Origin of the sequence: Cryobacterium sp. Y50, from assembly GCF_002929805.1 — a bacterium.
GTDB lineage: Bacteria > Actinomycetota > Actinomycetes > Actinomycetales > Microbacteriaceae > Cryobacterium.
Window position 1 is genome coordinate 101,663 of sequence record NZ_PJJM01000103.1, and the last position, 14,158, is coordinate 115,820.

Annotated in this window: 12 protein-coding genes, 1 tRNA gene and 2 pseudogenes; 9 read left to right on the plus strand and 6 right to left on the minus strand. The window is 64.6% G+C overall.

Features of this window, described 5'->3' with window-relative positions:
* The first annotated feature begins 190 nt into the window (after positions 1 to 190).
* The 5 genes from CXY73_RS18475 to CXY73_RS18495 all read left to right on the plus strand — a co-directional run bounded on the left by CXY73_RS18475 (position 191) and on the right by CXY73_RS18495 (position 4,192).
* Entirely contained in the window at positions 191 to 667 is a 477-nt protein-coding gene (locus CXY73_RS18475; protein ID WP_199184362.1) for a septum formation initiator family protein, read from the plus strand.
* Positions 664 to 1,209, plus strand: coding sequence for a DUF501 domain-containing protein (locus CXY73_RS18480; protein ID WP_104178550.1), 546 nt, complete (start codon positions 664 to 666; stop codon positions 1,207 to 1,209). Before CXY73_RS18475 ends, CXY73_RS18480 begins: the two co-directional genes overlap by 4 nt.
* Positions 1,206 to 2,537, plus strand: a complete 1,332-nt coding sequence (locus CXY73_RS18485) for a S8 family serine peptidase (RefSeq protein ID WP_104178551.1) — start codon at positions 1,206 to 1,208, stop codon at positions 2,535 to 2,537. The genes CXY73_RS18480 and CXY73_RS18485 overlap by 4 nt, the downstream gene beginning before the upstream one ends.
* A gap of 22 nt (positions 2,538 to 2,559) precedes the next feature.
* A complete protein-coding gene (locus tag CXY73_RS18490) occupies positions 2,560 to 4,041 on the plus strand; it encodes an NAD(P)/FAD-dependent oxidoreductase (protein WP_104178552.1) in 1,482 nt (493 codons plus the stop codon).
* 74 nt (positions 4,042 to 4,115) lie between these two features.
* Positions 4,116 to 4,192 (plus strand) — tRNA-Leu (locus tag CXY73_RS18495).
* 9 nt (positions 4,193 to 4,201) lie between these two features.
* Here CXY73_RS18495 and CXY73_RS23010 read toward each other — a convergent pair.
* Both CXY73_RS23010 and CXY73_RS23015 read right to left on the minus strand, forming a co-directional pair.
* The gene (locus tag CXY73_RS23010; protein ID WP_233198455.1) at positions 4,202 to 4,597 is read right to left on the minus strand and encodes a tyrosine-type recombinase/integrase; all 396 of its coding nucleotides are present in this window, start codon (positions 4,595 to 4,597) and stop codon (positions 4,202 to 4,204) included.
* Between the two features lie 241 nt (positions 4,598 to 4,838).
* Entirely contained in the window at positions 4,839 to 5,201 is a 363-nt protein-coding gene (locus CXY73_RS23015) for a hypothetical protein (protein ID WP_233198456.1), read from the minus strand.
* A gap of 896 nt (positions 5,202 to 6,097) precedes the next feature.
* Here CXY73_RS23015 and CXY73_RS18505 point away from each other — a divergent pair.
* Both CXY73_RS18505 and CXY73_RS18510 read left to right on the plus strand, forming a co-directional pair.
* Complete coding sequence (locus CXY73_RS18505; protein WP_104178553.1) at positions 6,098 to 6,607, plus strand: hypothetical protein; 510 nt, start codon at positions 6,098 to 6,100, stop codon at positions 6,605 to 6,607.
* A gap of 230 nt (positions 6,608 to 6,837) precedes the next feature.
* Entirely contained in the window at positions 6,838 to 7,536 is a 699-nt protein-coding gene (locus CXY73_RS18510; RefSeq protein ID WP_104178554.1) for an alpha/beta fold hydrolase, read from the plus strand.
* Positions 7,537 to 7,780: 244 nt separating this feature from the next.
* Here the strand turns inward: CXY73_RS18510 and CXY73_RS18515 are convergent, their stop codons facing one another.
* Positions 7,781 to 8,332 carry a peroxiredoxin gene (locus CXY73_RS18515; protein WP_104138594.1) on the minus strand — a complete coding sequence of 184 codons (552 nt, stop codon included), beginning with the start codon at positions 8,330 to 8,332 and terminating at the stop codon, positions 7,781 to 7,783.
* Positions 8,333 to 8,519: 187 nt separating this feature from the next.
* On the opposite strand from CXY73_RS18515, the pseudogene CXY73_RS18520 reads away from it, so the two are divergent.
* Positions 8,520 to 8,817 (plus strand): annotated as a pseudogene (locus CXY73_RS18520) (Txe/YoeB family addiction module toxin); the annotation flags it as partial.
* A gap of 40 nt (positions 8,818 to 8,857) precedes the next feature.
* Here the strand turns inward: CXY73_RS18520 and CXY73_RS18525 are convergent.
* The 3 genes and pseudogenes from CXY73_RS18525 to CXY73_RS18535 form a co-directional block, all read right to left on the minus strand.
* Positions 8,858 to 9,169, minus strand: a pseudogene (locus CXY73_RS18525) (IS30 family transposase); the annotation flags it as partial.
* Between the two features lies 1 nt (position 9,170).
* Positions 9,171 to 10,097 carry a Ppx/GppA phosphatase family protein gene (locus tag CXY73_RS18530; RefSeq protein WP_104138589.1) on the minus strand — a complete coding sequence of 309 codons (927 nt, stop codon included), beginning with the start codon at positions 10,095 to 10,097 and terminating at the stop codon, positions 9,171 to 9,173.
* Between the two features lie 26 nt (positions 10,098 to 10,123).
* Positions 10,124 to 12,469, minus strand: coding sequence for a hypothetical protein (locus tag CXY73_RS18535; RefSeq protein ID WP_104178555.1), 2,346 nt, complete (start codon positions 12,467 to 12,469; stop codon positions 10,124 to 10,126).
* A gap of 176 nt (positions 12,470 to 12,645) precedes the next feature.
* Between CXY73_RS18535 and CXY73_RS18540 the strand changes: the two genes are divergently transcribed.
* Complete coding sequence (locus tag CXY73_RS18540) at positions 12,646 to 14,106, plus strand: glycoside hydrolase family 1 protein (RefSeq protein ID WP_104178556.1); 1,461 nt, start codon at positions 12,646 to 12,648, stop codon at positions 14,104 to 14,106.
* Positions 14,107 to 14,158: the final 52 nt, after the last annotated feature.

Here is a 14,158-nt window from a genome sequence, read left to right on the forward strand (position 1 = left end):
ATATTTCGGTTGATCGGGGGCCCACAGCTTGCGCTTGGTACCATTTTTTATTGACAGACACTACTAACCGGCGAAAGGAGTTGTGATGGCGCCGAAGCGACCTCAGCCGACGTCACCGCAGCCCAAGCCGGTCTTGCCCCAGCCTGCCAGGCGCCCGCAGGCCCAGCGGCAACCAGCCCAGCGGCAACCCGTGGACTCGACGACGGAAACGCCCGCTGGCGGCTGGCTGCGCGGCATCCGCTTTTCGGGATTCTCGCTCGTGATGATGGTGATTCTTGTGCTCGCGGTGGTGATTCTCGCGCCGAGCCTGCGCACCTACGCCGAGCAGCGGCAGCAGATCAGCCGGTTGAGCGCCGCCGTCGACGACCAGCAAGACGAGGTCGACCGGCTGACTGGCCAGCGTGAACGCTGGAATGATCGCACCTACGTCACAACCCAGGCCCGCGAGCGGTTGTTCTACGTGCTGCCCGGCGATATCAGCTTTCTCGTCATCAACGACCTGCCGGTCGTGGCCCCGCTCGAAGCGGAAGTCTCCCCGGTCAGCAGTAATATCCAAAATACCAAGATTGATTGGTTGGGTTCCTTGTTCGCCTCCACCATGACCGCCGGCCTCGCCCCGCAAGAGGCAGCCCCCGAATCCGACACGCCCGCACCGGTGGTGCCATGACCCGGCCACCATTCGACCCGTTCACCGCGGCCGATATTGACCTCGTCTCGGCCCAGCTCGGGCGACCGGCCCGCAACGTCGTGGGCATCGCAGCTCGCTGCGTCTGCGGCGCTCCGACAGTCGTGGCCACCGCACCGCGGCTCGCCGACGGTACCCCGTTTCCTACCCTGTACTACCTCTGCCACCCCGCGGCGACCGCAGCGATCTCCTCCCTCGAAGCCACCCAGGTCATGAACGAATACAACGATCTGCTCGCCGGTGATGAGGACATGCGTGCCGCCTACCAGGCTGCGCACGACAGCTTTCTGTTTGACCGCGACCAGCTCGGCAGCGTGCCGGAAATCGCTGGAATCTCCTCCGGTGGCATGCCGAACCGGGTGAAATGCCTGCACGCCCTCGCCGCCCACGCGCTGGCCGCTGGGCCCGGCGTCAACCCCATTGGCGACCTCGCGGTGGAGCGTGCGACCTGGTCGCCCACGGTCTGCGAGTGTCTGGACTACTCTGCGGCGGCGATCGATGAGTCCGGGGCGGCTCTGGCGTGACCGCGACTGCGCACCGGGTTAGTGCTCGACGGGTCAGCGCGGGCGTCGGGCTCGCGCTGGCCACGGCACTGTTCGGCGGCACCGTGATCGGTTCCGTGGTGCTCGATACGCCCGCCGCGCACGGCGACCAGATTCGCGACCTGCAGTATTGGCTCGCCGACTATGGCTTCACCGAAGCCTGGAACACCACACGCGGTGCCGGTGTCACGATCGCCGTCATCGACTCCGGAGTCAACGGCAGCGTGGCCGAACTGACTGGCGCTGTCATCGGGGGAACGGATGTCTCCGGGCTCGGCTCTACCGATGGACAAACGCCGGTCGCCGGTGACGACGACGATGGCGAACATGGCACCCTGGTAGCTTCGCTTTTGGCCGGGCGCGGCACCGGCGATGGCACCGGACTGATCGGTGTGGCGCCGGAGGCATCCATTTTGGCGGTGTCGGTCGGGTTTGGTAGCAGTCGTTCCGCCGTGAGCAATGACGACCAGATCGCGCAGGGCATCCGTTGGGCCGTCGACAACGGGGCCGACGTCATCAACATGTCCCTCACCCGCAACACCCTGTATTGGCCGGAGACCTGGGACGCAGCGTTCCTCTATGCCTTCGAGAACGATGTCGTCGTCGTGGCCGCCGCCGGCAACCGGGGGAGCGGAACCACGGAGGTCGGGGCTCCCGCGACGATTCCCGGTGTACTGACGGTCGCCGGCGTTGATCGCAATAAAACGGCGAGTTTTGATGCCTCGTCCCAGGGCATTACTATCGCTGTCGCCGCACCGAGCGAGAAGCTCGTCGGGGTGACGCCCGACTCGACCTATGTGCAGTGGGACGGCACGAGTGCCGCGACGCCGATCGTGTCCGGGCTCGTTGCCCTGGTGCGGGCGGCGTATCCGAACCTCGACGCCGCGGGCGTGATGAACCGGGTCATCGCGACTGCGAACGCCAACGGGCGAGCGGTGCCGAGCCCCATCTATGGCAATGGTCTGATCGATGCCGCTGCCGCGGTCACGCAGTATGTTGCGCCGGCGACCGGGGCGACCCCTAGCGAGTTGCTCACGCAGTGGATCACTCTGCACCGGCGGGCGCAAATTGACGTAGTACCGAGCGAGGTTCCCGTCGCCGAAGCCCCGGCTGCTGTTACCGAGGACCCCGCAGTGCCCACCCCCAACCTGCTCACCGCCTGGCTTCCGAACCAGCTGACACTGACCTATATCAGTCTGCCGCTCGCTGTCCTCGTAGGGTTTGGTATCCTAGTAACGCTGGTGGGCATTGGGGCCACTCGGTACATCAAGCGAATTCGGCGCAATCCCAAAGATTTCGCACCATCATAATCCTGTAGGAGGCCTTCTCATCGTGCCCAAAATTCTCATTGTTGGTGGCGGCTACGCCGGTTTTTACACGGCGTGGAAGCTCGAGAAGTGGCTGCGATCCGGTGAAGCCGACGTCACCATGGTTGACCCGCTGCCGTACATGACGTACCAGCCCTTCCTGCCGGAGGTCGCCGCCGGTTCTATCGAACCGCGTCACGCGGTCGTGTCGCACCGTCGCCACCTCAAGAAGACCAACGTCATCTCCGCCAAGGTCACGCACGTGAACCACGCTGAGAAGACCGCCACGATCACCCCGCCGACCGGCGAGCCGTACGAGTTCAAGTACGACATCGTCGTAGTCACCGCCGGGGCGGTGTCGCGCACGTTCCCGATTCCGGGTGTCGCCGACCAGGCCATCGGCCTCAAGACCATCGAAGAAGCCGTCGCCATTCGCGACCGCGTGCTGACCAACTTCGACAAGGCGGCCGCCCTTCCAGCCGGCCCAGAGCGTGAGCGTCTGCTCACCTTCGTCGTGGTCGGTGGCGGTTTCGCCGGCATCGAGGTGTTCGCCGAGTTGCGCTCGTTCGCGACCTCGCTGCTCACTCTGTACCCCGAGATCAGCTTCGAGGACACCAACTTTCACCTCATCGAAGCCATGGGCCGCATCATGCCCGAGGTCTCGCTCAAGACGAGCCTCTGGGTCATCGACAACCTCGCCGGTCGCGGTGCCCAGATTTACCTCGACACCCAGCTGACCAGTGCGGTCGACGGAAAGATCGAGCTCTCCACCGGAGCGATCTTCGAAACAGACCTCATCGTCTGGACCGCCGGCGTCATGGCGAACCCGACGATCGTGCGCCACACCGACCTTCCCATCGAAGAGCGCGGTCGTCTGCAGGTTCGTGCCGACCTGCGCGTCGGAACCGAGGACGACATCATCGCTGATGCCTGGGGCGCCGGCGATGTAAGTTGCGTTCCCGACCTGAGCGGTGGCGGCGTCGGCGGTAACTGCGTGCCGAACGCCCAGCACGCTGTGCGTCAGGGCAAGCTCCTCGCCAAGAACATCGCCGCCGTGCTGCGCGACGAGGCTCCGGTACAGTACTTCCACAAGAACTTGGGCGCTGTCGCCGGTCTCGGTATTGGTATCGGTGTGTTCCAGAACAGCAAGTTCGCGATGACGGGCCTGCCGGCGTGGTTCGCGCACCGTGGCTACCACGGGCTCGCCATGCCGAGCTGGGAGCGCAAGCTGCGCGTTGTCTGGGGTTGGGTGAACAACTTCTTCCTCGGTCGCGACAACGTTTCGCTCAGCGCCACACAGCACCCGCGTGGCGCGTTCGTCGAGTTCGCTTCGCGTCCGAAGCCGCCGGCGCCTGCTGCGGCCCCGGCAGCCAAGACTCCGGCAGCCCCTCGCGCGCCGCGTGCGCCGCGCAAGCCCACGGTGAAGGCTGCTGCAGCGGCTGCGGCTACCTCGGCGCCCGCCGCCGAGAAGGCGGCCGCGGAGGCATCGGCTTCGGCTTCGAAGTAATTGTTTCGGTAGATGCTGTCGGGCGATCACCTCGCTCGGCAGCACCTATGCTTTAAGCGCCCGTCAGCGGGCACGCCCCCATAGCCCAATTGGCAGAGGCAGACGACTTAAAATCGTCACAGTCTGGGTTCAAGTCCCAGTGGGGGCACCACGAATTTTTCTATGCTGATCTGGCTTTTAAATTCGTAACAGGTTCCTCAGGTGCACCGTTTGCCCAAATTTTGCCCACACTTGAAATTATGCGGGCCTGTTCGAGGGCCACTGCAACGCTGTCCAGGTCGTCGTCGAAGAGATCTGTGTATACGTGCATGGTCATCGCCGCCGAGGCGCAGGCGAGCAGCCGCTGCAGCACTTTGACGTTCGCCCCGGCAGACACGACCAGGCTGGCCGCGGTGTGCCTGAGGTCGTGGGGAACGACACGCGGAAAGGTCGGATCGACCTCCCGGGCACACTTGAGGGCGTAAACCAGCCCGCCGTCCTGAGTCGACGGCGTGCACTGATGCGACAGCCCGTTGCCGAACAGGATCTGGTCAGGTGTCCTATCGGCGCAGAGCAACGCCAATCGTTCCTACAGGAACGGGGGAAACGGAACCAGGCGTGCCTCGTGCGACTTCGGCGTGCCGATGAGAATCTTGCCGCCAAACCGCACGGCGTTTTCGCGAACTGCCAGACGCCTCTGAACGAGATCCACGTCTCGCACCCGCAATCCGGTCACCTCACCCCAGCAGGCCGGTGTAGGCGAGGGTCAGCACTACCGTTCCATGCGCCGCCGCCGCCGCGGTTGCGAGCAGGTCAACCTACTCGTGCCAGAGATCCGTGTGCGGTTTGTTCCTTTTGCAAAGGAGAGTCACGCCGCACGAGCTGTTGACCAGTATGCGGCGCTCCATGACCCCCACGTCGAGGATTGCCGCGAGCACTCCGTAGGCACGGATGACGTGGGTGGCGCTACGTACACCGGGCGTGGGATGCAAAGTTATTGCTGTGCCGGCACTGAGCTGTGACACCCAGGTCTGCACCTCGCTGTGCTGGATGCGGCCGATCTCGGTGGCTCTCCAGCGACTCTTGGACACCTCGGTGCAGGCGAGGAACAGCTGAGCGGAGCGCTTGGTCTTGAAGCCACGTTTGTCGGTCTGGCTGTGGCCGGGTCTGCGGTAACGCACGCGGTGTCTCTTGCCCGCTGCAGTCTCATCCGCTGAACGCGTTCCCATGACCTTACCTCGTAGGGCTCGCCGTCATTGGTGGCGACGAGCCGGAATTGCTGCTGACTGACATCACCATGCACCCTGCCACCGACAGTCAGGGCTGACCCGCGCGCCGAACGCCTACGGCTGGCCTCATACCCCTGCCCCGGCGCCCGGGGCGCCGGGATCGGCCCCACCCTCGACGCCGGCGACCACGCCATCTAGCTCGAGTCGGCACAGGCCGCCCATTTTGAGGTTGCCGCAGCCTGGGATATTTCTGCGCGAACCCGCGCCTGAACGCCGGAGGCGACCTTCCTCAGCGCAGCGGGCGCCGAGTCCCTGGGGCGTGTCGCCCCCTTCTTATGGCGAATACACGATCGGCTCGGGAGGCGTCGAGGAACAGAAGCGGAGGGCGATATTTCTTGCCTCGGTTAGTCCCCTTGACCAGGCATTTTCTCGGACTAGTCTCACGGATCTGCCGCCTCCAGACGTCGCCCGGAGCCGCGAAAGACGGCGCACATCCATCGGTGTTCCGGTGGTCGTCCGGCTTGCGGGCACGTTCAGGTCGGGTCAGGGCATCATGGACGGTGCCATGGTCGTGCGATGTCCGTGTCCGCGCGGTGACCAGCGCTCGTGGCCCCTGTTCGGTGCATTGGCACGTGTCCGAACCAGGGCCAACTTCCCAAACGCGTGCGGCAACGGCGCGGCCGTGACGAACACCAGCGGACGGCGCGCGCGGGCTTTCCGGTGGGCGTATCCCCGGCCCGCCGTTCCGCTGGCAGGGGCGGGAATGCCCCGACGGGCGACTTTGCCGGTACCCTGAGCCCGTAGGTAGGCTACAAGTAAGGCCGCTGGTAGCCGATCGGGGGGTCAAAATGTCGTTGTCGCTTCAGCCCGAAGGTGCGCAGGCCGCAGACGCATTGCCGCTGCGGCCGATCGTTGCGCGCATCCGGCGCCTCGTTGTGCTTGCCATGCTCGCTGCTCTGGGGTACACCGCGTTTACTGTGGCCAGTAAAGGCTACTGCCCAGGTGGCGTGAACGCTGATGGCACATTTATCGATGCAGCCGGAAACGTCACCGAGCTGGCGCCGAGCTGCATCGACCTGACGCTCCAACCGAGTGTCTTTATCTATATCGGCATCTTCGCGATCGTGATCGGAGCGCTGACCTTCGTACTCCGCCGGGCAAGTGATGTTCCCGCCGCGCTGCGCTACCTCGATCGAGGCGCTGTCACGGTCGTGATCCTCGCTGTCGCATCGGTCGCGATTAGCCAGATTTGGTTTGCGATGATCCCCATTACCGATTGGAATGGCAGCGGCACATTCTTCTACCCGTTCCCATTTGGTTCAGTCGATCTCACCATCACTCCGATGCAGACTCAATGACCTTGAGAACGCGATGAGGCCAAGGGCATCGCTTACTGAAGTTGAAGGGCACCCTGTCGCGTAGCACCCACCTGCGCGCAACCCCAACCTCCGGGAAGCAAGCTGATTGACGTTCGTCGGCTTGCTTCAGGCCCAGTCAGCGGTAGGGCGTGGTTTCGTTCACGCTAATCGTCCGGTAGTCGTTCCTCTTGCTGACCAGGGTGCGAAAGCGGTCGCACTAGGCTTCGGGAATGAACCCCGAGACAACACACCTGCTCGACCACTCGCGTTCGAGCTGGTCTGTTCCGACCGAACCTCGTTTACTGAGAACGCGCATTTGGCGCTCCAGCAGGTCAACGCCCGCACCGGTCGTAGTGCTCTCGCACGGCACTGGCGGCGCAGGAGAAGACCTGGACTGGCTCGCGAAACCGCTGAATGACGCGGGATTCCTCGTTGCTTCGGTCGATCACCCCGGCAACAGCTACAACGACGAGTACCTCCCCGAAGGATTCGCGTTCGCGTGGGAAAGAGCAAGGGACATCACCTTCCTTATCGACCATCTCGTGGCCGAGCAGAACATCGATATCACGCGGGTCGGTGCGGCCGGGTTCTCGTTCGGCGGCTACACCGTCACCGCACTGCTCGGCGGCAAAATCGATGTACACCTCATGGAGGCAATGTTTCACGGACAGATCCCTGCGCCGGACGTACCGGAGTTTCCAGACTTGATCAAAACGCTGCGCAGCAAGTATTCCGATGCCGAGTTGACTTCGTTGGCGGAAACCGGCGCGCGGTCCCTGACCGACGCGCGTGTCCGGGCTGGAATCCTCTTGGCGCCCGCCATCGGAAGGCTCCTGATCTCAGAGTCCCTTAGCCAGATTTCTGCCCCGGTCCTGGTGCGCTGGGGTGACGCCGACGAAGCGGTCAAGTTCTTCACCTTCTACCTTTGAGCGCGAGTCCGAGCGATAGACATCACTACTCCGGCGACGCCCGTCGTCGTCCCGTAGGCGGTTCCTTTTACGGAACCATCACGGGACTTGGAGTGAACAGAGTTCGGGACTGACAATTTCCTCCGGGCTAAGCCGTTTGAGAAGTGTGCCCCGGTTGATCGCGGTCAGCTGCTCGTAGCCGGCGTCGTCCGGATGATAGCCATCGCCCAGAACACGTTCGGAAGTAGTGATTACTCTCGGGTGATCAGACCGCGGGATTTGCGTGTAGCCAGTCACGGACTTGGTCTGCATGATCCTCTGCAGGGAAGACGGGATAAAACACGTGCCTGATGGTTTCGCCGTCAATAACAAGAGTCATGCGCTTCAGAAGCGTCAAGCCTGCGACCGCAAAGGTGGGCAGATTGAGCGTCTCTGCCAATCGTCCTTGCTGATCTGAGAGGAGTGGGTATGGAAGGTGCAGCCGCTTGACGGCCTCGCGTTGGTAAGCCGAACTCTGCACCGAGAGCCCGATCACGCTGTGGGCACCGGCCTCCTGGAGCTCGACCAAGCTATCGCGGAAGCTGCATGCTTCGGCGGTGCACCCTTTTGCTCCGGGAATGTCCGCCCATCCGATTGGCTCCTCCTGGCCAGGGACACCCGTCCGTGGATAAATAAACATGATCCAACGCCCTGTCGAGATGTTTGTGATGCTCACCTGACCGCCCGATGTCGACGCAAGGGCGACGTCAGGCAGGTGCAATCCGAACAGGTGGTCGCCGGCACCGTCGTCGATGGGCGTCGGGAGGATATTTGTCATGTGGTTCCTTTTCAAGAAGTGGTGGCCTTCAAAGTTGCCCGACACACTTAGGTGCCAGGGACGGGTCACAGACAATCACCAGCCCAAAGGGCGCCCACAATTTTCGCTCTGTTCGGGCATTTCACGGTCACGTCCCGCTGGGTGGATGCTCCTATTGAAGTCAAGCGGCATTTAGGGTGGGATTCGATTGTCGGGATTAGTCGTCGAGCAAGGCCACTTCGACCCCAATGGGTGGGAGGATTACGTCTACTGGCAGACCCAGGACCGCAAGACTCTCAAACGCATCAACTGGCTGATCACCGTCGCGCTGCGCGATCCGTTCGCTGGTATCGGCAAACCGGAGCCCCTCAGGCACATCCTCTCAGGCACATCCTCTCAGGCACATCCTCTCCGGCGCGTGGTCCCGCCGCATCGATGACACGAACCGCCTCGTCTACTACGTCACGGACGACCACATCGTCATCCTGCAAGCCCGCCAACACCACTGGCCCGAGATCCGCACTGCCCGCATAGGGTTCGATGGATTCAACCGGTCGTTGCAACGATGGGTTTTTCTGGCTCTGGTAATAGTCGTTGCATGGCTTGAGCGGGTGTGATGCCGCCGAGTGTTTTGCGGGGTCGATTGTTGAGTTCGGTAGCTACTTCGAGTAGCCGCTCGGGCGAATGGATGGATAAGTCGGTGCCTTTAGGGAAGTATTGGCGCAGCAGCCCGTTGGTGTTTTCGTTGGTGCCCCGCTGCCACGGTGAATGTGGATCACAGAAGTAGATCGCTATCGTGGTGGCCAGCGTGATCTGCCGGTGCTGGGCCAGCTCGGTTCCCTGATCCCACGTCAGAGTGCTAGCGCAGGCGGTCAAGGTAACGCAGAATGACGCCCTCGCGCAGCGCCCATGGCGACACTTCAAGTTCCGCCGCCCCGAACGCGGCCATCGCCGCACCGAGCACGATGCCGCCGGCCACGATCTGAAAGGTGCGGTCGGCGGTAATGCCAGGAAGCGCCGGGCGGGCTTCGGCGGGAATGCGCGCGAGACGCGGCACCCAGTCGTCGAGCCCGGCCCGGCCGAGCCGCAGGCGGTCCGCGGCGCCGACGCCGTCCGAGGTGGTGCCGGCCAGTCGGGCCAGTGATCGAATCGCCTTCGACGATCCGACGATGTGGTGCGGTGCCGGCAGGTGCGCGAAGGCACCGACCGCATCGCGCAGAACGGATGCCGCATGCCCTCGCAACGCAGACACCTCCTCCGGTAGAGGAGGATCGTGGTGCAGAAAACCGATCGTGCTGCGCCCGGCGCCGAGCGGGAGCGACAGCGCCACCTCGGGAAACTCAGCTCCGCCGGCCGCGATCTCGAGCGATCCGCCGCCGATATCGAACAGCAGAATGTTGCCGGCCGACCAGCCATACCAGCGCCGCACGGCCAAAAAAGTTAGTCGGGCTTCGTCTTCGCCTGATAGTACTTGCAGGGCGACACCGGTTTCCCGTTCGACCCGGCCGAGCAGTTCTGGGCCGTTGGTCGCGTCGCGCACGGCCGAGGTGGCAAACGGCAGCAACTCGTCGATATTGTGCTGCTGGGCAACATCCGCTGCATGCTGCACTGAAGAAAGTACCGCCGCGACACCCTCATCATTGATTGCACCATCAGGTGTGATGTACCGCATGAGGCGCAGAACGCTCTTATCGGAGGCCATCGGCACCGGCGGGGCGCCTTCGTGCGCGTCGACAACCAATAGGTGGACGGTATTCGAACCGACATCGAGGACTCCAAGGCGCACATTTGTACGATACCGCCTCCTCCGGGTCAGCGTTGCGCGGGAGCGACGAAGCGCTGCCAGCCCCAGGCGCTTGCGCACAGTGCTGCGAAGCTTGCTGCGACGATCCACAACACCGTCCCGGAGCCGCTGCTGTGCAGCTGATCGATCGCCGGGGTGAGCGCGGCGAACAAAATTCCATAGGCGACGACGGTCAGGCCGGTCCAGATCGGCGGTGACCAGACCAGAATGCTGCGCCCGCTGGTGTGACCGATAGGCACCAGAATGAGCACGGCCGAGCCGACTGAAGCGAGCACGATCGTGTTGACCATCTCAGCCACGAACGAGGTCGTGAAATCACTGGCGGCGGGCACAAGCGCTCCGAGTGACCAGGCGAGCGCGGCAAACAGGGCGAGGGCGCCGACCCGCACTGTCGCAAGCTGGCCGCGCTGCGCCGGCGTCGGCTGCGCGCTGGCAGCATCCGCTTTGGCTGACAAGCTCACGCTGCCGAGCAGCCCGAACAGCAGGGCCGGGTGCAGGTCGAAGACGCGCGAGGCTATCGCCGCGGCCGCGATCAGCAGCAGGTAACGCGGCAGAAACCTAACCGCCCCGCGCAGCCCAAGCACGCGGGAACTCCACCACAGCGGGACCAGAATGGCGACCCCATTGACCAGGACCAGCCCAATGATCACCGCGACCAGCAGACGCAGGTAGGCCGGCTGATCCACCACTGGTCCGGACAGCATGACGAATGTCGCTGCGGCCACGAGCGCCGCGCCACCGCGCAGCCACCGGTTGAGCCGCACGGTCGGTGCCACGTCATACTCTTCGCGCACCTGATTGCGACCCGCCAGGGTGGGCCTTGACCAGAGTGGATGTCCGCCGCGCGTGCGCGAGATGGTGCCCGCGAGCATCCGCAGTGGCAGAGCGATCAGCACCAGGGCGCCCAAGGCGAGCAGCCCGGCCTGCAACCAGGGGAACGGCGAACTGGTGCCGCTTGGCCCGATCGGCAGCGCGAAGCGGGTCGGGTCATTCCACCGGCCGGAAAAAGTGGATGCCCCCGCCGCCTCCTCCTCCTCAGCGGCTTCCGGCGCTGGTTCCTCCGTTTGCGGCGCCGAGGAGGGCGTGGGCACCACTGTTTCACCCGGGACTTCGACCGCACTGTCAGGCGAGGGTGAGGCTGATGTGCTCGGAGCCGGCGTGGCCGCTGGCGTCTCAGAGGCAGACGGGGTCGGCGTGGTGGTGCTCGCGGCGGCATACCTGACCGTCACAGGGGTACTGCCCGGGCCGACATTGCCGGCGGAATCCTGCTGCACCGCGATGACGGAGTACGAACCCGCTTCCACGCCCCCGGCGGAGCAGGTCCAGGCCCCGTCGGTCACCTTGGCGAAGCAGACCGAGTAGGCACCGGCGAACACGGTGACTGTTGCGCCGGTCTCGCCGGTGCCTATGTATTGGGTTCCCGCGACGAGCACCTGGGCGCCTTCGCGGGGAGTCGTGACAACGGGAGCAGCGGGGGCTTGCAGGTCGAACACAATCCCGATCGGGTCGCTCGAATTGGACGACGGGCTGCTGAAGGTCGAACGCTGGCTCGCTGTCACCTCCAGACTTCCGCTCGCGAGCGTGCCCGCAAACAGGCACGCCCAGGCACCCGAGTTGTCGACGTCGCTGGAGCACGAGTCGCCGTTCTCCAGTGATGCCGTCACGGTGGCTTGGGGATGCCCGGTTCCGCGCACCCAGCCGTCGGACTCGGAGCCGGTGCGGCCGCCCAGCACGGTCGGTACGCCCAGAACGGCAACCGTGATCTCGTCGCTCAGGGTGGAATCGCCAGCTACAACAACGCGCAGTTTGATCGTCGGACCGTTCTGCAGGTATAGGTTGCTGCAGCTCCAGGAGGTCGATGTATCTTCATCCAGCGACACACCTTCTGGGGGGAAGATGCATAGGGCGTCCTCGCCGCGCGGCGATAACAGCTGAATCCTTTGGCCAGCGGCTTTCGACCCCGACACGGTGGTGCGGTTACTGCTGATGAACTGCCCGTTTCCAGGGCTCTCGATCAGCGGCCTCGTCGCCGCTGCGGGATCGGTCGTGGTATTCGGGATGGGTTCTTCAGTGGCCGGTGCGGTCGATTCCGGTGTCGATTCCGGTGTCGACTGCGCCGTGGATTGCGCCGTGGATTGCAGGTTCACCTCCTGGCTCGGTTCCGGCGTTGCTTCCAGGGGTTCGTCCTGAATCGTCGAGGTCGCTACAGCTTCTTCTGCCTGCGCCGTCGCCAGCACGGGTCCGGCGAGGGCGATCGCACACCCAAGCAGCAGGGCGGCGACGGCCGCTAAGCTGCGGGAGCGTCGCGCACGCGCCGTTGCGCCCGATACTGCGACCCGAGTCGATTTAGACATAACTCACCCCCTGCCCCAATTTGAAGGGCAGCGGGCGGTAAAGTCAACCTCCCGCGCCTTACAAAATGTAACAAACCGAGGGAATTCTTCGAGCTGCCGCCGGCCACCCGCAAACATGACAACCTTTATCCGAAGCGGATGCCCAGCATGAGACCGCCGAGGAGAGCAGTACCCTGATGAATGCCACGCCCCGCACCCCCGCCTCCACACGCGCCGTCGCCGCCCGGGACTGGGAACACCGCGCCGGAGAGCTCGGCGATCGCCTGCCGACCGGGTTCGAGGTGGCCGTCGCCACGTCTGCCTTTCAGATCGAGGGAGCCGCCCGCGACGGCGGCCGTGGCGACAGCGTCTGGGATTCCTTCAGCCAACGATCAGGGCGCATCCGCGATGGCTCGAACGCCTCCGTCTCCGCCGATCACGTCAAGAACTACGCCGCGGATGCCGTCCTCTTGCGAGACCTCGGCGTCGACGCCTACCGGTTCTCGCTGGGCTGGACCAGGCTACAGCCCGAGGGCCGCGGCCCCCTCAACCGCAACGGGCTCGCGTTCTACGATCGGTTGCTGGATGCGTTGCTGGCTGACGGTATTCGTTCAACCGCCACGCTCTCGCACTGGGACCTGCCGGCTGCTCTGCGCGGCGGCTGGCTGAACCGCGACACCGCCGGCCGTTTCGCCGACTACGCTCACGCCGTGGGGGAGGCTCTCGGCGACCGCATCGACGCCTGGGTCACCCTCGACGAGCCGGCCACAGTCACCACCAGGGGCTACGCGCTCGGCACCCACGCACCCGGCCGCACCCTGTTGTTCGACGCGCTTCCTACCGCGCACCATCAGCTGCTCGCGCACGGTCTTGCCGTGCAGGGCCTGCGCGCCGCCGACGTGCGCGGACGCATCGGCCTGGTCAACTCCCACACTCCGGTGCAGTCAGCGACCGACCGCGACCAGGACCGCTCCTATACGGCCCTCTACGACCTGCTGCAGAACCGGCTGTTCGCCGACCCGGTGCTGCTCGGCCACTATCCAGACCCTCTCGAACCGTTCGGGGTCGAACTACGCACCCTGCTCGAGGCCGCCCCAGCCGACCTGCGCACGATCCAGCAGCCGCTCGACTTCTACGGCATGAGCTACACCGGGCCGGCCCGAATCGCTGCCGGTGCGACGGTGCTGAAGGCCCCCGACGGCCAGCCGATTCCCGTCACCTCATGGCCGTTCCACCTTGAGCCGTTCCGCGAACACCCCACGACCTCCACCGGCGACGTCAACGCTTCCGAGTATGTCGCTGTGGCGCTCGCCGAACTGGCCGAACGCTACCCCGACCTGCCTCCCGTTTACCTCTCACTCGCCGGTGGCGCCTTCTCTGACCAAGCGGATGCCCGCCACCAGGTGCACGATCCCGCCCGCATCGACTACCTCGCCGAACACCTCGTGGTCGCCCTCGTCGCCACGGCCAGCGGAGCCCCGGCCGCTGCTGTCGACCTCGCCGGCTTCGCATTCTGGTCGCTGCTCGACGGGTTCGAGTGGGATGCCGGCTACACCCAGCCGACCGGCCTGGTGCACGTCGACTTCGCTGACGACCGCCGCACGCGCACCCCCAAGTCGAGCTACCGCTGGCTGCAGCACGCCCTCGCAAACCGTTAACGCGTAGCAAACTCATCACGGAGTCGAGTCCTGCGGGGTTGCGAGTGTGAGA